28 protein-coding genes and 3 tRNA genes are annotated in these 24,580 nt (G+C 29.9%); 19 read left to right on the top strand and 12 right to left on the bottom strand.

Features of this window, described 5'->3' with window-relative positions:
* Both ACIJYE_RS04130 and ACIJYE_RS04125 read left to right on the top strand, forming a co-directional pair.
* On the top strand, positions 1–996 hold the full coding sequence (locus ACIJYE_RS04130) for an SGNH/GDSL hydrolase family protein (RefSeq protein ID WP_435089470.1): 996 nt from the start codon (positions 1–3) through the stop codon (positions 994–996).
* Positions 993–2,297 carry an NAD(P)/FAD-dependent oxidoreductase gene (locus tag ACIJYE_RS04125; protein WP_435089469.1) on the top strand — a complete coding sequence of 435 codons (1,305 nt, stop codon included), beginning with the start codon at positions 993–995 and terminating at the stop codon, positions 2,295–2,297. The genes ACIJYE_RS04130 and ACIJYE_RS04125 overlap by 4 nt, the downstream gene beginning before the upstream one ends.
* 16 nt (positions 2,298–2,313) lie before the next feature.
* Here ACIJYE_RS04125 and ACIJYE_RS04120 read toward each other — a convergent pair whose 3' ends face one another.
* Genes ACIJYE_RS04120 through ACIJYE_RS04085 form a run of 8 tightly spaced genes read right to left on the bottom strand, consistent with a single transcriptional unit; the run spans position 2,314 to position 8,618 of the window.
* Positions 2,314–3,030, bottom strand: a complete 717-nt coding sequence (locus tag ACIJYE_RS04120; protein WP_435089468.1) for a DMT family transporter — start codon at positions 3,028–3,030, stop codon at positions 2,314–2,316.
* A complete protein-coding gene (locus ACIJYE_RS04115; RefSeq protein WP_435089466.1) occupies positions 2,966–3,193 on the bottom strand; it encodes an EamA family transporter in 228 nt (75 codons plus the stop codon). The genes ACIJYE_RS04120 and ACIJYE_RS04115 overlap by 65 nt, the downstream gene beginning before the upstream one ends.
* A gap of 23 nt (positions 3,194–3,216) precedes the next feature.
* Positions 3,217–3,702, bottom strand: coding sequence for a YajQ family cyclic di-GMP-binding protein (locus ACIJYE_RS04110; protein WP_435089465.1), 486 nt, complete (start codon positions 3,700–3,702; stop codon positions 3,217–3,219).
* A 20-nt stretch (positions 3,703–3,722) separates the two neighbouring features.
* Positions 3,723–4,874, bottom strand: a complete 1,152-nt coding sequence (locus ACIJYE_RS04105) for a M24 family metallopeptidase (RefSeq protein WP_435089463.1) — start codon at positions 4,872–4,874, stop codon at positions 3,723–3,725.
* Between the two features lie 10 nt (positions 4,875–4,884).
* Entirely contained in the window at positions 4,885–5,688 is an 804-nt protein-coding gene (locus ACIJYE_RS04100; protein WP_435089462.1) for a M23 family metallopeptidase, read from the bottom strand.
* Positions 5,673–6,431, bottom strand: a complete 759-nt coding sequence (locus ACIJYE_RS04095; RefSeq protein WP_435089460.1) for an SDR family NAD(P)-dependent oxidoreductase — start codon at positions 6,429–6,431, stop codon at positions 5,673–5,675. The genes ACIJYE_RS04100 and ACIJYE_RS04095 overlap by 16 nt, the downstream gene beginning before the upstream one ends.
* Before the next feature lies 1 nt (position 6,432).
* Entirely contained in the window at positions 6,433–7,023 is a 591-nt protein-coding gene (locus ACIJYE_RS04090) for a TerC family protein (RefSeq protein WP_435089459.1), read from the bottom strand.
* Positions 7,023–8,618: a GMC family oxidoreductase gene (locus ACIJYE_RS04085; RefSeq protein ID WP_435089458.1), complete on the bottom strand. Its 1,596-nt coding sequence runs from the start codon at positions 8,616–8,618 to the stop codon at positions 7,023–7,025. Before ACIJYE_RS04085 ends, ACIJYE_RS04090 begins: the two co-directional genes overlap by 1 nt.
* Before the next feature lie 150 nt (positions 8,619–8,768).
* Here ACIJYE_RS04085 and ACIJYE_RS04080 point away from each other — a divergent pair, with 150 nt between their 5' ends.
* The 7 genes from ACIJYE_RS04080 to ACIJYE_RS04050 all read left to right on the top strand — a co-directional run bounded on the left by ACIJYE_RS04080 (position 8,769) and on the right by ACIJYE_RS04050 (position 15,633).
* A complete protein-coding gene (locus ACIJYE_RS04080) occupies positions 8,769–9,866 on the top strand; it encodes a TRAP transporter substrate-binding protein (protein WP_435089457.1) in 1,098 nt (365 codons plus the stop codon).
* 67 nt (positions 9,867–9,933) lie between these two features.
* Positions 9,934–10,572: a TRAP transporter small permease subunit gene (locus tag ACIJYE_RS04075; protein ID WP_435089455.1), complete on the top strand. Its 639-nt coding sequence runs from the start codon at positions 9,934–9,936 to the stop codon at positions 10,570–10,572.
* The gene (locus ACIJYE_RS04070; RefSeq protein WP_435089453.1) at positions 10,573–11,907 is read left to right on the top strand and encodes a TRAP transporter large permease; all 1,335 of its coding nucleotides are present in this window, start codon (positions 10,573–10,575) and stop codon (positions 11,905–11,907) included.
* A 26-nt stretch (positions 11,908–11,933) separates the two neighbouring features.
* Positions 11,934–13,391, top strand: coding sequence for a cytosine permease (locus tag ACIJYE_RS04065; protein ID WP_435089451.1), 1,458 nt, complete (start codon positions 11,934–11,936; stop codon positions 13,389–13,391).
* A 4-nt stretch (positions 13,392–13,395) separates the two neighbouring features.
* Complete coding sequence (locus tag ACIJYE_RS04060) at positions 13,396–14,142, top strand: SDR family NAD(P)-dependent oxidoreductase (protein WP_435089449.1); 747 nt, start codon at positions 13,396–13,398, stop codon at positions 14,140–14,142.
* A gap of 218 nt (positions 14,143–14,360) precedes the next feature.
* Positions 14,361–15,011: a DUF3047 domain-containing protein gene (locus ACIJYE_RS04055; RefSeq protein ID WP_435089448.1), complete on the top strand. Its 651-nt coding sequence runs from the start codon at positions 14,361–14,363 to the stop codon at positions 15,009–15,011.
* A 199-nt stretch (positions 15,012–15,210) separates the two neighbouring features.
* Positions 15,211–15,633: a YbgC/FadM family acyl-CoA thioesterase gene (locus ACIJYE_RS04050; RefSeq protein WP_435089447.1), complete on the top strand. Its 423-nt coding sequence runs from the start codon at positions 15,211–15,213 to the stop codon at positions 15,631–15,633.
* On the opposite strand, the gene ACIJYE_RS04045 is transcribed toward ACIJYE_RS04050, so the two are convergent.
* On the bottom strand, positions 15,623–16,303 hold the full coding sequence (locus ACIJYE_RS04045) for a uracil-DNA glycosylase (RefSeq protein ID WP_435089446.1): 681 nt from the start codon (positions 16,301–16,303) through the stop codon (positions 15,623–15,625). The genes ACIJYE_RS04050 and ACIJYE_RS04045 overlap by 11 nt on opposite strands.
* Before the next feature lie 46 nt (positions 16,304–16,349).
* Here ACIJYE_RS04045 and ACIJYE_RS04040 point away from each other — a divergent pair, with 46 nt between their 5' ends.
* Complete coding sequence (locus ACIJYE_RS04040; RefSeq protein ID WP_435089445.1) at positions 16,350–16,481, top strand: hypothetical protein; 132 nt, start codon at positions 16,350–16,352, stop codon at positions 16,479–16,481.
* Here ACIJYE_RS04040 and ACIJYE_RS04035 read toward each other — a convergent pair.
* From ACIJYE_RS04035 to ACIJYE_RS04025, 3 genes are read right to left on the bottom strand one after another with little or no spacing between them, the layout of a single operon-like run.
* Positions 16,478–16,909 (bottom strand): hypothetical protein, encoded by a 432-nt coding sequence (locus ACIJYE_RS04035; protein ID WP_435089444.1) that lies wholly within the window; start codon positions 16,907–16,909, stop codon positions 16,478–16,480. The two genes, ACIJYE_RS04040 and ACIJYE_RS04035, sit on opposite strands and share 4 nt — an antisense overlap.
* Positions 16,896–17,066, bottom strand: coding sequence for a hypothetical protein (locus ACIJYE_RS04030; protein ID WP_435089443.1), 171 nt, complete (start codon positions 17,064–17,066; stop codon positions 16,896–16,898). The genes ACIJYE_RS04035 and ACIJYE_RS04030 overlap by 14 nt, the downstream gene beginning before the upstream one ends.
* Positions 17,059–17,310, bottom strand: coding sequence for a DUF1289 domain-containing protein (locus ACIJYE_RS04025; RefSeq protein ID WP_435089442.1), 252 nt, complete (start codon positions 17,308–17,310; stop codon positions 17,059–17,061). The genes ACIJYE_RS04030 and ACIJYE_RS04025 overlap by 8 nt, the downstream gene beginning before the upstream one ends.
* Positions 17,311–17,412: 102 nt before the next feature.
* On the opposite strand from ACIJYE_RS04025, the gene ACIJYE_RS04020 reads away from it, so the two are divergent.
* From ACIJYE_RS04020 to ACIJYE_RS03980, 9 genes are all read left to right on the top strand, one after another.
* Positions 17,413–17,497, top strand: a tRNA-Leu gene (locus tag ACIJYE_RS04020).
* Positions 17,498–17,511: 14 nt separating this feature from the next.
* Positions 17,512–18,933, top strand: coding sequence for a trigger factor (gene tig, locus ACIJYE_RS04015; protein WP_435089441.1), 1,422 nt, complete (start codon positions 17,512–17,514; stop codon positions 18,931–18,933).
* Between the two features lie 32 nt (positions 18,934–18,965).
* Positions 18,966–19,577: an ATP-dependent Clp endopeptidase proteolytic subunit ClpP gene (clpP, locus tag ACIJYE_RS04010; RefSeq protein ID WP_435089440.1), complete on the top strand. Its 612-nt coding sequence runs from the start codon at positions 18,966–18,968 to the stop codon at positions 19,575–19,577.
* 91 nt (positions 19,578–19,668) lie between these two features.
* On the top strand, positions 19,669–20,937 hold the full coding sequence (gene clpX / locus ACIJYE_RS04005; RefSeq protein WP_435089439.1) for an ATP-dependent Clp protease ATP-binding subunit ClpX: 1,269 nt from the start codon (positions 19,669–19,671) through the stop codon (positions 20,935–20,937).
* 60 nt (positions 20,938–20,997) lie between these two features.
* Positions 20,998–23,376, top strand: a complete 2,379-nt coding sequence (lon, locus tag ACIJYE_RS04000; RefSeq protein ID WP_435089438.1) for an endopeptidase La — start codon at positions 20,998–21,000, stop codon at positions 23,374–23,376.
* Between the two features lie 51 nt (positions 23,377–23,427).
* Positions 23,428–23,503: transfer RNA gene (locus tag ACIJYE_RS03995), tRNA-Val, on the top strand.
* A 14-nt stretch (positions 23,504–23,517) separates the two neighbouring features.
* Positions 23,518–23,594: transfer RNA gene (locus ACIJYE_RS03990), tRNA-Asp, on the top strand.
* An 87-nt stretch (positions 23,595–23,681) separates the two neighbouring features.
* Positions 23,682–24,050, top strand: coding sequence for an NADH-quinone oxidoreductase subunit A (locus tag ACIJYE_RS03985; protein WP_435089437.1), 369 nt, complete (start codon positions 23,682–23,684; stop codon positions 24,048–24,050).
* A gap of 12 nt (positions 24,051–24,062) precedes the next feature.
* Positions 24,063–24,578: a NuoB/complex I 20 kDa subunit family protein gene (locus ACIJYE_RS03980; protein ID WP_435089435.1), complete on the top strand. Its 516-nt coding sequence runs from the start codon at positions 24,063–24,065 to the stop codon at positions 24,576–24,578.
* Positions 24,579–24,580: the final 2 nt, after the last annotated feature.

The raw sequence follows: 24,580 nt of genomic DNA, 5'->3' as shown, positions 1-24,580 counted from the left end.
ATGAAAAAAATTTTATTTTTCTCAATTAGTATTATTTTTTATTATTTATTACTTGCTGCTATAGTTTTTACTTTTAGCTATGTTTCTTTAATCAATGGAAAAACATATGATTGGTTTTGGGTCAAAAGTATACAGAAAAAAACTTATTTTAGAGGTTATAGAAATATTTGGCAGTACAAAAATGATTGCACTTCTTTTGATAAAGACTTGCTTTATAAACCAAAAGTGGGAAAGTGTATTTTTAAAAATCCAGAATTCACAACTGCATTAAATTTTGACGGATATACCAGAAGCCATAAAACATCTGTTCAAGATTATCAATCAAAAGACTACCTTATAGTTTTAGGTGACTCCATTGCTATGGGTTGGGGAGTTAATGATAGCGAAACTTTTTCATACAAATTAGAAAAATTATCTAATAAGAAAGTATATAATTTGGGTGTATCAAGTTATGGGACTGTTAGAGAAATAAAAAGATTATTATTAAGTCCATATTACAAAAATAGTAAAACAATAATTATTCAATATCATCCAAATGATTTGGCTGAAAATAAAGATTTAGATTTTAATAAACTTAATAATTTAGATGAATATAAAGAAATTTTTCAAAGTGAAGATAACACATCAAGCAATGCAAGATATATTTTTCGAAATTATAAAACTTCAATTCGCTTATTTTTTTCAGATATTATTGATATTATATTCAGGGAAAAAAATTTAGAGATAATTGATTTTAATGAACATAAGGAATATTTGGAAAATATCATAAGGTTAAATATTGATTTGTCACAAAAACAAGTAGTAATATTTTTAGCAAAACAACCATGGGAAAAAGTAATTAATTTTCCTAAGACTGATAAAAATTTTAAGTATATCTTAATTGATTTAGATAAATCTAGTTTTTTCAATATTGACGAACACCCAAATAAAATTGGACATTCTAAAATAGCCAACATACTTTTTAATTTTTATAAAGATTTGGAATATAAAAATTGAAAATTGAAAATGATAAAAGTTGTTTTTGGATTAATGATATTAATCAAAGAACAAATATAAAGAGTTTAAATGGGATATTAAATTGTGATTGGCTGATAATAGGTGCTGGTTTTACTGGATTATCTGCAGCAAGAAAACTTGGTCAAATACATCCCAGCAAAAAAATTATATTAGTAGATGCACAATTAGCAGGTGAGGGTGCTAGCAGTAGAAATTCTGGCTACCTAGTTGATACTACGCTAAATGATGGCTTCACGTCTAACAAAGAATTAGAAAGCTATAAAAAAAAATCTGACATTTACCAATTAGGAATAGATGTTGTCAAAAAATTTATTAATGAATATCAAGTTGATTGTGATTGGAATGAATGTGGAAAATATTTTGCATCTTCAAAATTAGAAGATCAAAAAATTTTGTCAAATTTTTCAAATACACTCTCTAATTTAGGATATGACCATGATTTATTTTCAAAAAATGAGTTAAAACAAAGATTGGGTACAAATTTTTATAGTGTAGCACTTTATACTAGAGGCGGAGTATTATTACATCCTGGAAAATTAGTTAGAGCAATGATCGATGTTTTACCTGACAATGTTTATTTATTTGAAAATTCTTATTTATTAAATTGGAATAAATTAAACGATATAATCTCTTGTAATTTTGATAAGGGTAAAATTAATACTAAGAAAATTATTTTTGCTACAAACGGGTTTTTGAAAACCTTAGGAATTAAATCTAACTATAATTTTCCAATTACTTTAACAGCAAGCATTACTAGACGATTAACTGACTCTGAATTTAATACTTTAGGTAAACCAATCGAATGGGGTGTATTACCTGTACGACCAATGGGCGCTACTATTAGAATGACAAAAGATAAAAGAATTTTAATAAGAAACACAGCCGAGGTTCACAATCCTTTTAAAATGACTAAATCAGAATTAAACAAAAGATCTATATATCAAAAGATTGGAATTAAAAAAAGATTTCCACAATTACCAGATAATATCATTCAATCATCATGGTCTGGTATTGTATCTAGAACACGAAATAGCTCACAGATATTTGAAAAAATTGATAACAATATCTTTGCTGCTGGTTGCTATAATGGTTCAGGTATTGGTGTTGGAACTTTATTTGGAGAACAAATTGCCATTAAAGCAAGCAATGAAAATACAAGTGAAATAAAAACTATTGAAGCTCGAATTAAACCTACTTGGTTACCACCACAACCTTTATTAAATCTTGGTGTTAAAACTAGATTATTCTATGAACGTTTGAGAGCTAAATCAGAAATTTAAATTTTTTATTTAACAACTAAGCATCTTTTATTTTTTGATTTATAACAAGAATTGCACCAATAATTAATATTGGTAGACCTACAATTAAATCTGTTTGCCATTCCAATCTTTCAAAAACTGTAGAAATTATTAAAGCAAGAACTGGCATAACAACACCAACGTATCCCGCTCTTCCAGGACCTACTTTTTCAAGTAATTTCAAGTAAGAAATAAAAGCAAATATTGATCCAAAGATAGAAAGATAAAATAGGGAAGATATATAGCTGAAACTATATTCAAATAATAATTCAGCACCACGAACTTGTGTAATTAATAAAGTGACCAGAGAACCATATAACATTGCATAAGCAATTGTTTGTAGTGGAGGAAAATTATTATTCAAATTTCTTTGATGAACCATATTACCTGTTGAGGCACAAAATGTCCCAATTAATGCTAAAAATAAACCTATATGAGTACCTTTTTCTAAATTAAAACTGAAAATCTCATTATTAAAAATAATTATAGTTCCGATCATTCCAATTGCTGCACCAATTAAAGTTTTATAGGAAGGTTTTTTTTTAAAGTAAAAAGTTTCACCTAAAATATTCATAATAACAACAGTTGAAAAAACAACAGCAGGAAATGCACTTATTAAATACGTATTAGACAGATAAAAGAAAACATAATTAATTGAATAAAGACATGTTCCAAAAAATAAAAACCATAAATGATAATTGACAGAAAATTTCATTTTTTTTTTTTGATATTATGTAAATAAAAATAATGATTGCTGCAATTAGAAATCTATAAAAAACTGATACTAATGGATCCACGTAACCTAATTGAAATTTAATTAAATACCAAGTGGGAGACCAACAAAATAGAGTAATTAAAAATAAAATATAATTATTCATCAATTTGATAAGGCTTATCTCAATTAATCTCTAAAATTTACAAATTCAATTGGCAGGCCAATATCAATTGCTTCTATTGCGGATATTGCTTCTTGTAAATTATCTCTTTTTTTTCCTTCAGCTCTTAATTCTTCCCCTTGAATTTTAATTTGGATTTTAAGTTTTAGTTTTTTAACATCAGCAATAATTTTTTTAGCATTTTCTTGGCTTATACCTTCTTTTAATTCACTGACTTGTCTGATAGTTGTGCCAGCAGCACTCTCTGAATTTTTAATAGTTATTACTCTAGGGTCTACTTTTCTTCTTATAAGATGAACTTGTAGCAATTCATTTACTTGTTTTAATTTTAATTCATCTGGTGCTATTGTGGTGATAGTCTTATCTTTTCTTTCAATCGAAATATTAAGTCCTTTAAAATCATATCGATTAGTAATTTCTCTTAAACAATTAGCAAGAGCATTATCAAATTCTGGATAATTAATTTTACTTATAACGTCAAACGAAGGCATAGTTTTATATTATATAGAAACTAAAGGACCACAAGATCCAATTTTTGTTTACCTAATCTCTCGTTACCATTTTTTGTAACTAAATAGGTCTCACCCAAATTCATTGCTAAATTGCTGTCTGAATCCATTAATATCATGTGCATGAAGAAGACGTTGCCTGGAGTTATGACATAAGGATTACCAGTGTATAGCATTGGCCAGTCCATCCAATTAGGTGAAAAGGTTGAACCCAAAGAATAACCACATGCATTCATTCTAGCTTTATTGAAACTCAAATCATCAAAAGTCTTAGCGTGAGCATCAAATACATTTCCTGCAGTCTTTCCTGGAACTAAAGTTTTTACACAATTTGTTAACGCTTCAATACATGCTTCATGCATTTTAATATGTTTGTTGTCAGCTTTTCCAATTGGGATAGTTCTAAACATTGCAGAGTGATAGTGTTTAAAAGTTCCTGCCCATTCTAGACTTAATTGATCTGTTGTAGATAAATTTCTTTTTTCAGCTTGATATCTACAAAGTAGCGCATTATCACCTGAGCCGATAATGTATTCATTAGCAGGATAGTCTCCACCGTCTTCAAGAACTGCTCTTTGCATTTCTGCTAAAATTTTTGCTTCACTAGCACCAGCTTTTGTATATTTCCACGCTTCATCAAGAGCACTATCGGCAAGCTCTGCTGCTTTTCTAACATAAACCAATTCTTCATTTGATTTAATTACTCGTAATTTTGTTATTAATTCTGATTGATCTTGAACTGAGCAATAATTTGCTAAAGATTTGTTTAATTTTAAAGCATTACGTCCAGTCATTCCGTAAGCTTCGTATTCAATTCCAATATTTTTATTTTTTAGATCAAGCTCATTTAAAATTTTTTTAAGATCATCAGTTGGATTCATGCCATCTTTATCAACCCAAATTCTTATGTCTTCAATATTAGAAGTATTTTGTGCTTGTCTTAAATCAGGAGCACGAGTTAGTAGTATTACATTTCCTGCTTGATCCAATATGAGAGTTTGAAAAAAAACATATCCAAATGTGTCATAGCCTGTAAGCCAATACATGGACTCTTGCCTAAACATTAAAAGAGCATCTAAATTTTGCTCTTTCATAGATTTTAAAACACTTTGTTTTCTTTTTAAAAATTCATCTTTACTAAAATGAAGCGCCATAAAGAAATTATTAGTTTAATACTGACATTGGATCAAGTCTTGTTTGAAACCAGTTAATTCTAAAATCAAGATGTGGTCCAGTTGATCTTCCAGTTGAACCAACAGTTCCTATTACATCACCTTGATTTATTTGATCTCCAACAGATACTAAAATATTTTCAAGATGTGAATATATTGTTGAAATACCATGTCCATGATCCATAATGATTGTTCCACCTGTATAATATAAATCATCTTCTGCCATTGTTACAACTCCAGTTCCAGATGAGATAATCATTGTGCCTTGTTTTGCAGCTATATCAATACCATAATGTGGCCATCTAGGTTTACCATTTAAAATTCTTTGGCTTCCATAAACTCCACTGATAACACCCTTAACAGGCATAATAAATTTATCTTTAAAGAATGTTAAATTAGAATTAATTGCTCTAGCCTCACCAATTGCATTATTTTCTTTTTTAATTCTTTTATAAACAGATTCAGGAGGTGTTACTTTACTTTCTGCAAGTCCATCAATTCTTTGAATGTTATATTTTCTTTTTAAAACTTTTTTTATAACTTTTGATTTTTTACCGTCTATAGTTTTAGTAAATGTTAAATCAAACTTTCTATCCCTATCAATTCCAAAAACAAAAAAACCTTCTTTTGATACTTTTACCTTTTTTTTACCAACTATAATTTCTGCATTAGGATCAGTTTTTCCAAGTATAAAGTGACCTTGCATAAACTTTCCTTGAAATTCAACGGCTTTTACGTGAGATGTTATAAAAATAAATAATATTAATAGAAATCTATAAATTATTGAGCTGTCCATCCGCCATCTATTACTATTGATGTTCCTGTAATCATTGAAGAAGCTGAGGAAGCTAAAAAGCAAACTGTTGTAGCAATATCACTCTCAGTTGCAGCTCTTCCTAATGGAATATTACCTAAAGCTAATTTCTTAAATTTCTTATTTTTGAAAAAGTTTTTAACCATTGGTGTTTCAACAAAAGTAGGCGCAACAGTATTAACTCTAATATTATTTTTTGCTAGTTCAACACCCATACCCTTGGTTAACCCTTCAATACCAAATTTAGTCATATTATAAACATTTCTACCACTCATACCAACATGACCAAGCTGAGAAGACATATTAATTATTGATCCTGGTCTTTTTTTATTTTTTAACATTTTTTTAACTACAAGTTGTGCAACATTAAAAGCTGCTTTAAGATTTAGGTCGACTAAGTAGTTCATACTTTGTTGTTTGATTTTTTCAAAAGGTTCAGGGATATTGGTTCCTGCATTATTTACAAGAACGTCTATAATCTTAATTTTTTCTATTTTTTGTTTTAAATCATTATAGTTCATCACATCACATGGAATTTTTATAATTTTTCCTTTAACTTTTTTTATATCTTTTTCTAATTTATCTAAGTCAGATGAAGTTCTACTTAAAGCAATAACTGTTGCACCGGCTTCAGCCAAAGCAATAGAGCAAGCTCTTCCCAAGCCTTTACCAGCACCTGTTACTAGTGCATATTTATTTTTTAAATTAATTTTTTGTAGGTACATATTAAATAAACAATTTTAAGTCTGTATAGATTAATTCTATAGCAACTACCAGTATAGCAATTAAACCAATCCAAGCTATCCACTTATATTCATTAATCCATCTAGATATTAAATTGGCTGCTGTTGCCATTAAAATAATTGATAAAGCTAATCCAAAAATTAATAGAACATAATGATCACCCGCAGCACCAGCTACACCTAAAACATTATCTAAACTCATCGTAAAATCAGCCAGTAAAACAGTCCATATTGCTTTCATAAAGCTTGAGTTATCAACTTTTATATCTTCTTCATTAGATTGACCTTTAATTACATCAACATAAAGTTTGTAAACAATATAAAGTAATAATAATCCTCCAATTAACCTCAAGCCTGTGATTTGTAGTAAGTAAGCTGTTAACATAGTTAAGATAATTCTTAAAATTACAGCACCACCTATACCCCAGAAAATTACTTTTTTTCTTTGCTCAACAGGAAACTTAGATGCAACCATTCCAATTATAATTGCGTTATCACCAGCTAATACTAAATCTATGAAAATAATTTGACTTAAGATGACGAGCTGTTCGGCTCCAAATAATTCTGAAAACATTAGCTGCTTAATATCATATCTGCACCTTTTTCTGCAATCATTATTGTTGGTGCATTAGTATTTCCTGAGGTTATGTTTGGCATAATAGATGCATCTATCACTCTAAGGTTTTTGATACCTCTAACTTTTAATTGTTCATCTACAACAGCCATATCATCTTGTCCCATCTTACATGTTCCAACAGGATGAAATATAGTTTGAGCATGATTAGATGCTTCTTTAACTAATTCTTCATCATCATTTATACTTACACCTGGCCTATATTCTTCAGGTAAATATTTTTTAAAAGTTTCAGATTCTAATACAATTTTTCTCGTTAATTTAAGCCCTCTTGCAGCAACCATTCGGTCATGATTTGTTGAAAGATAATTTTGTTTAATCTTTGCATAAGTTCTTGAGTCTTTATCTACAATACTTACGTGACCTCTGCTTGTTGGTCTAATATTTGAAACTGTTGGGGTGAATGCATGAAAGTCATGATTTTTAGTTGCTCCTAACGCATCCATACTCATAGGCTGAACATGCCATTGTAAATCTGGTAACTCTAAAGAAGCATCACTCTTTGCAAACATACATAATTGACTAGCACCCATAGTCATCGGTCCACTTCTATTAAAAACATATTCAAGCCCAATCATCAAATTTCCAAATAAACTATTAATTTTTTTATTAAGTGATTTCAGTCCTTGAATTTTATAAATGGGTCTTAACATCAAATGATCGTGTAAATTTTCACCAACACCATTTAAATTTTGAACCATATTAATACCTAAGTTTTTTAATTTTTCTGGATTACCAATTCCTGATACTTGTAAAATTTGTGGAGAGCCAATGGCACCTGACGACAATATTATCTCTTTATTCGCTTGAATTTTTTTAAGCTCATCACCCTCCCAAAATTCAACGTCTTTAGCTATTTTATTTTCAAAATTTATTTTTTTTATATGCGCATTAGTAATAATCTTTAAATTTTTTCTATGTTTAATTGGGTTTAAATAGCCAACTGATGTACTGCATCTAAAACCATCTTTTTGAGTTACTTGAAAATAACCACACCCATGATTGTCGCCAGTATTAAAATCTTTTGTTTTAGGTATTCCAAATTCCTCTGCTGCATTTTGAAACTCATCTAAAAGAGGTAAATGAATTCTTTGATCTGAAACCGACAAAGGTCCTCCAACTCCATGGAATTCGCTTTGACCTCTTTCTTGATTTTCTGCTTTAACAAAATAGGGAAGAACGTCGTCCCATCCCCAACCACTATTTCCTAATTGCCTCCAAACATCATAGTCTCTATGCTGTCCTCGTATATATAAAAGACCATTAATTGATGAGCTTCCACCTAAAGTTTTTCCCCTGGGATATCTAATAGAAATATTATTCATGCTTTCATCAGGTTCCGTTCGATAACACCAATCAGTTTTTGGATTGTGCATTGTTTTAAAATAACCAACGGGAATATGAATCCATGGATAGTTATCTTTTCCACCTGCTTCTAAAAGCAAAACTTTATGATTTGGATTTTCAGACAATCTATTAGCAAGTACACATCCTGCAGATCCTGCACCAAGAATTATAAAATCAAAATTTTTCACTAACTTAGAATGTTTTTAAATTAAATTTATTTATTTATAGCAAATTTACTAAAAAATTGTTGAATAAATACATATTAGCTCTTGTTATACTTTTAAAATTTTGACAGGGTACTTTTTTTATAAAAAAAACAACAAGAGGGAAAATACAATATGAAAAAAATCATATCATTAGTTGTAGGAACTCTTCTTTTAACAGTAATGACTGTTACAGGAGCAAATTCTGCACAAACTCTTAAGTGTCAAACTGTAATTAGTGCAAAAGCTGACGAAGTGAAAATGTTAAAAGATTTCACTGACACAGTGACTGAACTAACACAAGGTTCACTTAAGTTCGAAATTATGCCAGCTGGTTCAGTAGTTGGTGTTAAAGAAACTTTAGATGCAGTAGATAAAGGTCTTATCGATTGTGGTTTCGCTTGGACTCACTATTGGTCAGGTGATCACCCAGCAGCTATGTTATTTGGTTCGCCAGTAGCAGGTGCAGGTGTTGGTATTGATAATATCGCATTTTTATCTTGGTTCCAATACGGTGGTGGTAAAGAACTATACGACCAACTATGGTCTGAGATGGGAAGAGACATCAAAGGATTTATGTTACAACCAGTAGGCCCAGAAGCTCTAGGTTGGTTCAAAGAGCCAATCAACAGCATGGCTGACTTTAGAAAGTACAAGTTCAGAACTCCTCCAGGAATTCCAGGACAAACTTATAAAGATATCGGTGTAGCATCTGTTGCAATGGGTGGTGGAGATATTCTACCAGCTCTTGAAGCAGGTACAATTGATGCTGCTGAATGGTGTTGTCCAAAGCCTGACATGACATTCGGTTTCCAAAAAGTTCTAAAACATTACTACCTACAAGGTCTTCACCAAGTAGTAGTAAATGCTGACTTCTATTTAACTGGTAGCAAATATAAGAAAATGTCTGCTATTGAGAAGAAAGCTTTAGAAGTTGCTGCGAATGCATCACTATCAAAATCAATGAGTTACAGAATATACGAAAACGGAAAAGCTCTTGCTGAGTTAACTGGAAAACATGGTGTAATTTTACATGATACTCCAGCTGACTATTTCCCAGCGTATATGGCTGCTGCTAAAAAATCTTTAGAGACTAATGCTGCGAAGAACAAGTTCTTTGCTAAAGTATGGCAGTCTCAAAAAGACTTTGCTGATATCGCAGTACCATTCTGGTCTGGATCTCAAATGTCTAATGCTAAGCTAGGAATGGCTCACGCAGCGACATTAAAATAGTATCAAAACTTTTATAAAGCGGGCAAGCAATTGCCCGCTTTATTTTTAATTATCAGAGAATTTTTACATGCCAAGAAACCACAAACCAAAAAAACCAATTAAACCTATGAAGCTTGATATTTCTGATGAAATGATTGCTGAGCGAAGAGGTGGTTCAGGACCAATGCCTAAGAGCATGCCTAAGTGGATGGCATCTTCAATTACAAAAATTGATTTGTTTAATAAGTGGGTAGGAAATACCGTTTGTTGGATTACAGTTCCTTTAATATTGGCAATGACATATGAAGTTTTAGCTAGAAAATTGTTTACTGCTCCGACAATGTGGGCTTACGACATGAGTAGATTTATGTACGGTGCTTTATTTATGTTAGGTGCAGGTTACGCGTTATCAAAAGGTGTACACATTAGAGCAGATTTTTTATATAGAAATTTTAAAACCAAAACACAAGGAAGAATAGATTTTTGGTTATACCTTTTATTTTATTTCCCAGGACTGATTGTTTTTCTTTATATGACAACTGGATTTGTTCAGGAGTCTATAATGAGAGGAGAAAGAGGAATGGATACAGCTTGGATGCCTTATATGTGGCCTATCAAAGCTTCTTTATGGTTTGGTATAGTGTTTTTACTCATTCAAGGTGTTTCAGAATTATTTAAAAGTTATTGGGCTGCTACCAAAGGTGTGTGGCCAGGAGAAGAAGAATAGATGTTAGCTGAATTTATAGATCCAGCAATTTTAGGTTTTGTTTTAATTGGAGTAATGCTGTTCTCAATATTTGTTGGATTCCCAATTTCATTTACATTAATTTTTTTAGGCTTTGTATTTGGTTATTTAGGCTTTGGTAAACTAGTATTCTATTTAATGACCTTACAATTTTCGATGGTCATGACCGAACAAACGCTTGCCGCTGTCCCACTCTTTGTCTTTATGGGAATAATGATGGAACAAGCAGGTTTAATGGAAAGATTGTTTTCTGCATTTCAATTAATGCTGGCCAAAGTTAGAGGGTCTTTATATTACGCTGTATTATTTGTATCTGTTGTATTTGCAGCAGCCACAGGAATAGTTGGTGCATCTGTTACCATTTTAGGAATTATGGCTGCAAAATCAATGAACAAATCTGGCTATAATGTAAGGCTTGCAGCTGGAACAATTACTGCTGGTGGTACTTTAGGTATCTTAATTCCACCAAGTATTATGCTTGTTGTAATGGGTCCTATTATGGAGATACCAGTAACGGATTTATTTGCAGCTGCGATTATTCCTGGAATTTTACTTGCAACACTTTATGCGGCTTACACTACAATAAGATGTTGGATCGATCCAAGCTTAGGCCCAGTATTACCACCAGAACTTAGAGCAACGAGTATGAAAGCTGTTTGGATTGAATTCTTTTTAGGGTTGGTCCCACCTGCAGCATTAGTTTTTGCAGCTCTAGGAAGTATCCTATTTGGTTTTGCAACACCTACAGAAGCTGCTGGTTGTGGTGCTATGGGCTCTTTGTTGTTGGCCTTAGCATATAGAAAATTAACATTTAAAAAATTACAAGATGCATTAGTTAAAACTTTAGAAATCTCAGCTTTAATAATGGTTCTGGTTGCAGCCTCAAACTTTTTTGGTGCAGTATTTTCAAGACTTGGAACTCCAATGTTACTTACAGACTTTTTATTAGGTCTTGAAATGAATAAATATTTTATTTTAGCATTAATTATGGTGATGATTTTTTTACTTGGTTGGCCATTAGAGTGGGTACCAATAGTAATGATTATAATTCCAATTATATTACCATTAGTTGAAGCTTTAGGATTTAATTTAACTTGGTTTGCAATTCTTGTAGCGGTCAATCTCCAAACCGCCTGGCTGTCACCACCTGTAGCACTTTCTGCATATTTTTTAAAAGGTGTGGTACCAGAATGGGATTTAAAAGATATTTATTATGGAATGATGCAATTTATGGTTATTCAAGTAATAGGATTAATATTAATTATTGTATTTCCTAAGATTGCTTTATGGTTACCGGCCTATCTGTATGGACAGTAGAAATTATTAGTTTATTATAATTTTTAGTGAATCAGCCAAAAGTAAAATACTCTCTTTCAAATTGGGACCTTGTTTCAGTAAACCCAAATTATAAAACTTGGGACTGGAAAGACCTTTTTTGTTATTGGGGTGTTAACGTTCAAAGCATAATAGGATTTTCTTTAATAGCTTCACTATATACAATTTATAGTCTGAATACTTTTGTAGTTTTTTTTGGAACTATTTTAGGATCATTTTTAGTTTATTTATTTTCAAATTTAATTGGTAAGCCTTCGCAAAAATTTGGTCTGCCATTTGCCGTTTTACTAAGATCTTCTTTAGGTTTTAGAGGTGCAAAATTTTTTGGCTTAATCAGAAGTATTGTAGGAATATTTATGTTTGGTATTCAAACATATTTTTTATCAAAGGCTATCGGTTATCTTTTAAGAATATTAATTTTCTCAATTGACAATTCTCTTTTAGATCAAGAAATATTTCTTACATTTTTGTTAGGATTAAATGTAATCGACTGGGTTTCATTTAGTGGTGTTGTTATTTTTCAGGCAATGATGTTTAGCGTAGGAATTCAATTTAATAAAAAGTTGATTAATATTTCAGCTATCACAGTCTATTCTGGAATGATAATTTTTTTCTTTGTTGTTTTTTTAAGCGATGTACAAGCTACATCACAAGCATTTACCAATATTTTGAATTTCAAAAATTTTTTAGATATTAATAATTTAATACCATTATTAACAGTTGCTGGAACTATTTTTGCATATTTTTCAATAATTATTTTAAGTTATGGTGACTATTCTAGATATGTAAAAGATGAAAAAAATTTAGAAAAAGGAAATTTCAGTTTAATTTTAAATCTAATTATTTTTTCATTTTTCGCTGTTTTTATTGTTGTAGGTTCTGACACATTTTTAAATCAAAAATTTGAGGATTTAGATAGAATTTTTACAAATCCAACAGACATTATTGGTAAATTTGATAATCTGCAAATTACTATTATTGTTCTTTTTTTTATAATTGTTGCTTCGGCCTCAACCAATCTGGTAGCAAATTTTATTCCATCTCAATATTCACTTATTAATTTTGTACCAAGCAAACTAACTTTGAAAAGTGCAAGTTATGTAATTTCAATTATAGGTTTTTTGATTGGAATTTTTTGGCTAACATTCTTAAGTCAAATTGGAATTTTATCTTTTATTGATACTTTTGGTGCATTTTTTGGACCATTATTTGGATTAATAATTGTTGATTACTACATAATAAAAGAAAGTAGCTTAAGTAACAAAGATATTTATTCAATCGAAACGGATAGCTCTTATTATTATTCAAAAGGATGGCATATCAAAGCAACATATTCTTTAATTATAGGATTTATTTTTTCTGCTTCAACAATTTGGAATACTAATTTAATGTTTTTACAATCTTATGCTTGGATAATTGGTGCAATTGTCTCCTCAATAACATATTACTTACTCGCAAAAAAATAAATTTATGAATGAATTTGATTTTAAAGATAGAACAGCTGTAATAACTGGTGGCGGCCAAGGTTTTGGTCTTGATATTGCCAAACGTTTTTTAGACTCTGGTGCTAAAGTTATTATTTGGGATATAGATGAAAAATTACTTAAATCAGCAGCTGATGAAGTAAATAATGCCAATCTAAGTTATAATGTAATTGATGTTTCAAATTACAAACAAATAGAAAAAACAGTTTCAGATATTGCATCAAAATCTAATATAGATATTTTAATTAACAACGCTGGGATTACAGGACCAACAGCTCCTTTGTGGGAGTATGACGTTGAGATGTGGAATAAAATTGTTCAAATAAATCTTGTTGGCACTTTTAACTGTTGTAGAGCAATAGTACCAAATATGATTAAGAACAATTATGGTAGAATAGTAAACGTAGCTTCTGTAGCTGGTAAAGATGGCAATGCAAACGCAAGCGCTTATAGTTCTGGAAAAGCAGGTGCTATTGGACTAACAAAATCACTTGGAAAAGAGCTTGCTGACAAAAATATAGCTGTAAATGCAGTGACACCTGCAGGTGCTAAAACAAGAATTTTAGATCAAATGAGCAAAGAACATGTTCAGAGAATGCTTTCTAAGGTGCCTAGAGGTAGATTTCTTGAAATACATGAGTTTACCTCATTAGTTTGCTGGCTTTCATCAGAAGAAAATTCTTTTTCCACAGCTGCTGTGTTCGATATAAGTGGTGGTAGATCTACTTATTAATACAATTGTATATTATAAATTTTTAACAATTTTTTTATTTTCATCAATATTAGTATTTTTTCCTATCACTGGAGCAAAAATCATTGCTGACCAATAGATTAATAATAAAAAGATTGAAATTGTTTTCACTCTTTTAACTTAATTAAAGATATTGAATTAAGAATGTTTAAAATGTGTCAAAAAGTTGTATTTAAAAAAATAATTAATTATAAGTATCCATGTATAAAATTTTAAGTTTAATTTTTTTAATTTCTATTTCATTCACTTTTGCAAATGCAGAAGTTACAAATGTTTTTGAATTTACAGATTCAGAGTTATCCAAATTGGAAGTAAGAAAGATAAGAGGGGCCAAAAATAAAACAATCTATTCTGTTGGATCTAATGAAAATGGTAACTTTTTAAAAGCAATTGCAGATAATGCAGCATCAGGATTAGGAAAAGAGATAAATATTGATCTAAATAAAACCCCATTTGTTAATATTACGTGGAAAATAGAGAAGGATTTACAGGGAATTAAAGAAAACACTAAAAAAGGGCATGATTTTGCCGCTCGTGTTTTTGTAATAAAAAAAACAGGTGCAACACCTTTGTCAAACAGAGCTATTAATTATGTATTTTCAAGTAATAGCGAAGTTGGTCTTAATTCGCCAAGTCCATATACAAAAAAATCTATAGATAATGTTTTAGCTACAACCAAAGAAAATTTAAACAAATGGGTAACTGTTAAAGCTAATGTAAAAGAGGATTTTAAAAGATTTCATAATTTAAATGTAAATCAATTAGATGGTTTGGCTATAATGGTAGACACTGATAATTCAAAAATGAAAGCTATTTCATACTTTCAAAATATTTATTTTTCTGCAAATTAATTAAAGTTTAAGATATTTTTTTAAACCAATACTTAAAAAAGATAGTAGAATTGCCACTATAACATCTTCTATTGGCTGTGCATTCGGAAACCCAAAATTCCATATAACAACCCCGATTAACCAAATGATATATATTTTCATTGTTCTAACTATATCTTAGTTTCTGTTATATTATTATTTTTTTTGATAGAATAATGCAATGCATGAAAATTTTTATCATAATGTAAAAGTATATTATGAAGATACAGATGCTGGGGGTGTTGTATACTATGCTAATTACCTTAAGTATCTTGAAAGAGCCAGAACAGAAGCTTTGGCAAAAATTGGATTAAGTAATTTACAAATAAAAGAAAAATTTGGTGCACTCATTATTGTTAAATCTTGCAATATTGAATATAAAAAACCAGCACATCTTGAAGATCAATTATCTATTAGATCATTTATAAAATCAGTAACAAAAACATCTTTTTTTATGAATCAGTTTATAAGTAAAAATGAAATCTTGATTGTGGAGGCGCAAGTTCATTTAGTTTTTGTAGATGAACAAGGCAAACCAGTTAGAGTACCAGATATAATTTTTGATAATTTTAAACCTTACTTTTGTGATAGTATTAAGCTTTAGTTAATCTTTTAGCTCTCAGAAATAAAGAAACCATCATTTTTTCAGTAATTAATTTTGTATTTACATTTCTTGGACTTGGATGGTAGCAAGGAATTAAAGTTACATTATCAGGTAATAAATAGGATTCACCATGTTTGAAATGTATCTTTTTAGCAAGAGTATACTTTTTTTTGTAAAATTTAAGACAATTATCAAAAGCAACTTTTCCCAATGTAACAATTAACTTTAATTTATTTAAATTAGAAATTTCTGTATCAAAATATATTGAACAATTATCTAATTCTTTATTAAGAGGTTTATCTCCAGGAGGAACACATTTTAATATATTTGTGATATAAGTAGATTTTATCTTAAGTCCATCATTTAAATTTTTTGAAATTGGTTGATTGGCTATTTTTGCTTTATACAGACATTGAAATAAAAATTCTCCAGATTTATCACCAGTAAAAGCCCGCCCAGTTCTTGTTCCACCGTGTGCAGCAGGAGCCAATCCTAATACTAGAAGTTTTGCGTTTATATCACCAAATCCTGTAACTGGTTTGCCCCAATAGTTTTCATTAATATTTTGTTTTCTTTTTTTTTTAGAAATTTTTTTAATAAAATTGGTTAATCTTGGACATTTTTTGCATTTAATAATTGTTTTATTAAGAATTTTAAATTTATTATTCATTTAAATAATTGATAGATGTGAAATAGAATATTAGATTATAATAATTATGTCTTCTAAAAAAGCAATGAAACAAGCCCAAAAGCAAGCTTATGCAAAACATAGAAGTAGCATAACAAATAGTAGTAGATTTAATTTTAAAAATAAAAATCAAATAAAAAAAAATAAAAAAAAAAATTAACTTTCTTTTTCAAATCTTTCAATTTTTTTACATGAAGACATGAGAGAAATTCCCTCTTCATTATTTATCACAGTTTTTATCATAATATTTGGATTGTTTATTTCAAATAATAATTGTGTGTAAAATTGAGGATAACCAATTTTATCAGTTAAAATTTTATCATCCTCTTGGTAGATAAATTTTGTTAATGTGTTTTCTTTTTTTACAGAAAGATCTGTAACACGATATTTTTTAAAAGTTTTATTGTTGTAGACAAAATTTCTTGTCATTAATGATTTTTCTAAATTTAAAATATATTCATTTTTTAAAAAACCATCTTTTTTATTATCACAAGCACTAAGTATGATAATTTCTGCATTTAGATTATTAACAGTAAATAAAGTCAATATAATTAAAGAAAGAAAATTTAAAAATTTAATTTTTTTCATTTTTTTCAGTTAAAAATAATCCTATTAATAGTAATGCTGTCCATCCAATACCCAATAAAGCTTTAGGACTTGTTTGAGCGCTCCAAATATCTAATACTAAAGCACCAAAAATTAGACCAATTATATAAATTAAGATTACAATTGTTGATTTATACATTTGTTAATTTTTTTTTGAAAAGAGAAATTCCATTTTTAATTTTGTGTTCGTATGACTCAATAAAACTCTTTAATTGCCATCCATTTAATCTTTTTTTAATTGTTTCAAGATTAGTTGTTTTCCAGTCATCAGTAGTTTCTTCAAGTTTCCAAATTTTTTTTTCATCATTGTTTCTTCCACATCCATAACAATAACCTGTTGTAGGATCTGTTTTGCAAATGCTGATACATGGTGAAACAATCATTTTTTTAAATATATTTATAAATTATAGGAGATAAATAGTTAATTTTTTAACAATTGTCATTGGACAAATAGTTTCAATAATATATAAAACCTCATAATTTGTGGGGCGATGGCGGAATTGGTAGACGCGTTGGTCTTAGGAACCAATATTTTCGGATGTGAAGGTTCGAGTCCTTTTCGCCCTACCAAAAAGTAAATTATTATGAAAATAACTGTAGAAAATATAAAAGGCTTAAATAAAGACGTTAAAGTTTTTATCGATAAAGAGACAATGAACTCTTATATGGATGAAAAATACGAAGAAATTAAAAGAACTGTTAATTTAAAAGGATTTCGTCCAGGAAAAGTTCCAAAAGAAGTTTTAAAAAGACAATTTGGAAAAGCTGTTTTTGGCGAAGTATTAGATAAAGTTTTAAAAGATACATCAACTAAAGCCTTAGAAGAAAAAAAAATTAAACCTGCCGGTCAACCTAAGCTTGATTTAAAAACTTATGGTGAAGATAAAGATTTAGAATATGTTTTATCGGTAACCGAATTACCCAAAGTAGAAGTAAAATCTTTAGAAAATATTAAGTTTGATCAATATACAGTTAAAATTGATAATAGTGAAACAGACAAAAGAATTAAAGAAATTGCAAAAAATCAGCCAAGTTTTAAAGAAGTAAGTTCAGATGTCAAAGCTAAAGATGGAGACCAAGTTACTATAGACTACAAAGCAACAGTAGATGGAAAAGATTTTAAAGGAAGTGAAGGTAAAAACACACAATTAACACTTGGTAAAGATTTGTTTTTAAAAGGTTTTGATAAACAATTAATTGGAGTTAAAAAAAATGATGAGAAAATAGTTGAAGCTAAATTACCAGAAAATTTTCCTGAGAAAGAATTAGTAAATAAAAAAGCTCAATTTAATTGTAAAATTTTGAATATTAAAAACCCAGAAGAGGTAAAAATAGATGATGCTTTTGCTAAAAATTTAGGTGCCAAAGATTTAACAGATTTAAAGGCTCTAATATCTAAACAGATTAATGATGAATATAAAAATTCATTGGATCAATTATCTAAAAATCAAATTTTAAAAGAAATTGAGAAAATTAAAGTTGACGAGATTCCTGAAAATTTAATTGAAGAAGAAATTAAAATTCTCTCACAAGGTATGTCTGAAGAAGATGCAAAAAAAAGCAAATCTAAATTTACTGAAACTGCAAAAACTAGAATTAAAACTGGTTTAATTTTGAATGAATTTGGTGAACAGAATAAGATAAATGTTTCTGAACAAGAGATTCAAGCTGAAGTACAAAAACAATTAAGAATGATGCCAGGTCAAGAAAAAATGGTAATGGATTTTTATCAAAAAAATCCATCTGCGGTAGCGAGCTTGAGAGGCACAGTTTATGAAGAGAAAATTTTAAATTTAGTTAAAGAAAAAGCAAAAGCTAATAAAAAAGAAATTTCAAAAGATGAAGCTGAAAAAATTCTAAAAGAAGCTCATAATCATGATCACAATCATGAGGATGAAAAAAAAGAGACAAAAAAATCAGTTAAAACAAAACCTGAAAAAGAAAAAAAACCTTCAACAAAAGCTTCTAAAACAAAGCCAAAAGCAAAAAAAGTTAGCAAAAAGTAATCTCAAGTTGTATAAGTAATACGAATCATCTTATGATAACAAAATTATCTGAACACATGAATACTTTAGTTCCAATGGTAGTTGAACAATCTAATAAAGGTGAAAGAGCTTACGATATATATTCAAGACTTTTAAAAGAGAGAATTATTTTTTTAACTGGTCAAATTAATGACAATGTTGCATCATTAATTACAGCTCAATTATTATTTCTTGAAGCAGAGGATCCAAAAAAAGAAATATATTTGTATATTAATAGTCCAGGTGGGCTGGTTACAGCTGGTCTTGGTATTTATGATACTATGCAGTATGTGAAACCGGACATTTCAACTTTGTGCATTGGTCAAGCAGCCTCAATGGGGTCGTTTTTACTTGCAGCTGGAACTAAGGGTAAAAGATTTTCACTTCCAAATTCAAGAGTTATGGTTCATCAACCTTCTGCTGGTTTCCAAGGTCAAGTAACTGATATTGAAATACATGCAAATGAAGTCTCATCATTAAAAAAAAGATTAAATGAAATTTATTCTAAACATACTGGAAAAACTGTCGATGAAGTTAAAGCAGCTTTGGAAAGAGATAATTTTATGACTGCAGATGCTGCTAAATCTTTTGGCCTTATAGACGAAGTGGTAGAAAAAAGATCATAACACACCATATATTGAAAGTGTGACAATCCAAACTTGATTAGTATGACTCTTCTATAATAAAGTAAGTTTATTGATTCGTTAAAAATTTGATATGACAACAAATAATAAAAATATTCTGTATTGTTCTTTTTGTGGAAAGAGCCAACACGAAGTAAGAAAACTGATCGCGGGACCTACAGTCTTTATCTGCGATGAATGTGTTGAATTATGTATGGATATCATAAAAGAAGAAAGCAAGGATACTTTTGTTAAGCATCAAGATGGCCTTCCTTCACCTAAAGAAATTTGTTCAGTTCTAGACGATTATGTTATTGGCCAGCCTCATGCAAAAAAAGTTTTATCTGTTGCTGTACATAATCATTACAAAAGATTAAATTATGAGAGTAAGACAAGTAAAAATGTTGAACTTGCAAAATCTAATATATTATTAGTTGGTCCAACTGGATGCGGTAAAACGTTGTTAGCACAAACTCTTGCTAGAATATTAGATGTTCCTTTCACAATGGCAGATGCAACAACTCTTACAGAGGCGGGATACGTTGGTGAGGATGTTGAAAATATAATATTAAAATTATTACAAGCCTCTGATTATAACGTTGAAAAAGCACAGAGAGGAATTGTGTATATTGATGAAGTTGATAAAATCAGTAGAAAATCAGAAAACCCTTCAATTACTAGAGATGTGTCAGGTGAAGGAGTTCAGCAAGCATTACTAAAAATTATGGAAGGCACTGTTGCAAGTGTACCACCTCAAGGAGGCAGAAAACATCCTCAGCAAGAATTTTTACAGGTAGATACAACTAACATATTATTTATTTGTGGCGGAGCTTTTGCTGGACTTGATAAAATAATTTCTCAAAGAGACAAAGGTACATCAATTGGTTTTGGTGCTGATGTAAAAAATACACAAGACAAAAAGACAGGTGAATGGATGAAAACTCTTGAGCCTGAAGATTTATTGAAATTTGGTTTAATACCAGAGTTTATTGGAAGACTACCCATGATTGCTACACTTGAGGATTTGGATGAAAAATCACTGATAAAAATTTTGCAAGAACCAAAAAATTCACTTACCAAACAATATCAAGAATTATTTAAATTAGATGGTGCAAAATTAACTTTTAAAGAAAATGCACTGAAAGAGATAGCGCAAAAAGCAATCAAGAAAAAAACAGGAGCAAGAGGTTTAAGATCCATTTTAGAAAACATTTTATTAAAAACCATGTACGATTTACCTAGCCAAGAAAATATTGAAGAAGTTATAGTTGATGCAAGTTCAGCCAAGGGTCAATCTCAACCCATATTAGTTCACACAAAAAGTGATAATAAATCTAAATCTAGCAAGACTACAGCGGCGTAATATCCATAATAAGTATCAAAAAGCTATTGCAATATAAAATATAATATCCATATTGATATTATGGACGTCAAAATTTCATTACCGTTATTACCGCTTAGAGACATTGTTGTGTTTCCAAGTATGGTTATTCCTTTGTTTGTGGGAAGAGATAAGTCTATTTCAGCTTTAAATGAAGTAATGAAAAAAGATAAGAAAATAATATTAGTTACACAAAAAAATTCAGAAATTGATGATCCTAAAAAGACAGATATTTTTATGTATGGTTGTGAAGGAAGCATTTTACAACTTTTAAAGCTACCAGATGGAACAGTAAAAGTTTTAGTTGAAGGCCTTAAAAGAGTAAAAATTTTAGATTTTAAAGATAATGATAAATTTATAACTTGTGACTATTCTCATTTTAATGATGTTCTCACTAAGGATGAAGATTTGTTTCCACTTGCTGCTACAGCATTAAGAAGATTAGAAAAATTAACATCTATTAATAAAAAAGTTTCAAGTGAAACAATTAACACAATCAAACAATTAAAAGATCCTTCTCAAATTGGAGATAATATAGCTTCTCACATCACAGCTACAATTTCAGAGAAACAACAAATTTTTGAAACAGCAGATGTTAAAAAGAGGTTAAATGCAATAATCAAAATAATGGAAAATGAAACAAGCATTATAGGTGTTGAAAAAAAGATTAGAGGAAGAGTTAAAACACAAATGGAAAAAACTCAAAGAGAGTATTATTTAAATGAACAATTAAAAGCAATTCAAAAAGAATTGGGTGAAATTGAAGACGGTAAAGATGAAACTACTAGCCTAAATAAAGCTATTACAAAAGCAAAAATGCCTAAGGAAGTTGAAAAAAAATGCCTTCAAGAACTTAAAAAATTAAAAAATATGAGTCCAATGTCAGCAGAAGCAACAGTCGTTAGAAATTATTTAGACTGGATGACAGAACTTCCATGGCATAAAAAAAGTGAAGTAGACATCGATTTGACTAAAGCATTAAATATTCTTGATAAAGATCATTTTGGTCTAGAGAAAGTAAAAGAGAGAATTATAGAGTTTTTAGCTGTTCAAAAAAGAATGGAAAAAATCAAAGGACCAATTTTATGTTTAGTTGGACCTCCAGGAGTTGGTAAAACTTCTTTGGGTAAATCTATAGCTAAAGCAACTAACAGAGAATTTGTTAGAATGTCTGTTGGCGGCATGAGAGATGAGGCTGAGATTAGAGGACATAGAAGAACTTACATTGGATCTTTACCTGGAAAAATTATTCAAATGATGAAAAAAGCTGGAACAAAAAATCCACTAATTTTATTAGATGAAATTGATAAAATTGGAAATGATTATAGAGGTGACCCATCATCTGCTTTGTTAGAAGCTTTAGATCCTGAACAGAACACAACTTTTAATGATCATTATTTAGAAGTTGATTATGACTTGTCTGATGTAATGTTTGTGACGACTGCAAACACACTAAACATTCTTCCGCCACTTCTAGATAGAATGGAAGTAATTAGATTAGCTGGTTACACAGAGGATGAAAAAATCAGTATTGCAAACAAATATCTTCTACCTAAACAAATTAAAGATAATGGTGTGAAAGATAAAGAGATGAAATTAGAGAATGACATTATTAAAGAAGTTATCAGAGGTTATACTAAAGAATCTGGAGTTAGAAATTTAGAAAGAGAAATTTCAAAATTGGCGAGAAAAGTAGTTAAAAAAATTGTTGCTGGTGAAGAGAAAGAAGTAAACATAAATAATAAAAATTTATCTGATTTTCTTGGTATAGCTAAATTTAAATTTGGTGAACTAGAGTCAGAAAATAGAGTAGGGATTGTAACAGGACTTGCATGGACAGAATATGGTGGAGAAATTTTAAAGATTGAAACTGTAACAATGCCAGGCAAAGGTAGAATGCAAATTACGGGTAAACTTGGAGATGTGATGCAAGAGTCAGTTAAAGCTGCAAAATCTTTTGTAAGATCAAAATGCTTAGAATACGGAATTATCCCTCCTTTGTTTGAGAAGAAAGATTTTCACATTCACGTACCAGAAGGTGCCACTCCTAAAGATGGCCCATCGGCAGGTATTGGAATGGTAACTTCTATAGTTTCATCAATTACTGGAATTCCAGTTAGAAGAGATGTTGCAATGACTGGTGAAGTTACTTTAACTGGACAAGTGTTACCAATTGGAGGTCTAAAAGAAAAACTTTTAGCAGCTCATAGAGCAGGCATTAAAGAGGTATTGATACCAAAAGAAAATGAAAAAGATTTAGTTGATATGCCAAAGAAAATTATTGATGATATTAAAATAACACCAGTTGAATATGCTGATCAAGTTTTAAAAGTTGCTTTAACAAAAGAACTTAAAAGAACTGAGTGGGTTGAGGTCGATATATCTAAAAAAGATGATAAATCTCAAGCTAGTATTCAATAATAATTAATTTACTTTATTTAACTGTTGATGTAATAAGAAGCCTAGTTATATGGGTGGTTAGCTCAGTTGGTAGAGCATCTCGTTTACACCGAGGGGGTCAAAGGTTCGAGTCCTTTACTACCCACCAAAATAATTTAAAGTGGGGGTGTAGCTCAGTTGGTTAGAGCGATCGCCTGTCACGCGATAGGTCGAGGGTTCGAGTCCCTTCACTCCCGCCACTTTTACTAAATTTTTATTGTTAATATCAATTAAAATGTGACGTATGAGCCCTTCAACATCGAGCAAAAACTGGTATATAGACATCCATGTTATCTGATTTTTTAAAAGATTATCTTTCAATTATTATTTTCTTAGTCATTGCTTTAGGTTTAAGTTGTGCTTTTGTTGTAATTAATTTTATCCTTTCACCAAAAAAACCAGATCCAGAAAAATTATCAGCTTATGAATGTGGTTTTGAGCCATTCGAAGACTCTAGAATGGAATTTGATGTAAGGTTTTATTTAGTAGCTATTTTATTCATCATATTTGATTTAGAAATTGCATTTTTATTTCCTTGGGCAATATCACTTGGAAATATTGGTTTACTAGGTTTTTCTTCAATGATGATTTTTTTATTTATACTTACTATTGGTTTTATTTATGAATGGAAAAAAGGCGCATTAGACTGGGAATAAAACTGAATTATAATGAATAATAAATTAGATCAAGTTCCAAATGAGTTTAAAAAACTTGCAGAAGATTTTAGTAAAAATGGATTTATAACAACATCATTAGATAATCTAATTAACTGGTCTAGAGCTGGATCTTTACATTGGATGACTTTTGGTCTTGCTTGTTGTGCAGTTGAAATGATGCAAACAGCAATGCCAAGATATGATTTGGAAAGATTTGGTGCTGCCCCAAGAGGCTCTCCTAGACAATCAGATGTTATGATTGTTGCTGGAACTTTAACTAATAAAATGGCTCCAGCTTTAAGAAAAGTTTATGACCAAATGCCAGAACCAAGATATGTAATATCTATGGGGAGTTGTGCTAATGGTGGTGGTTACTACCATTATTCATATTCTGTAGTAAGAGGATGTGACCGAATAGTGCCAGTTGATGTGTATGTACCGGGCTGTCCACCATCAGCTGAAGCTTTGCTTTATGGAATTTTACAACTCCAAAAGAAAATTAGAAATAAAGGTTCTTTTACAAGATAATT

It is taken from the genome of Candidatus Pelagibacter bacterium nBUS_30, from assembly GCF_051201245.1.
Lineage (GTDB): Bacteria > Pseudomonadota > Alphaproteobacteria > Pelagibacterales > Pelagibacteraceae > Pelagibacter.
The sequence above is the reverse complement of the archived record's forward strand: the minus strand, read 5'-3'. Positions and strand labels throughout refer to the sequence as shown.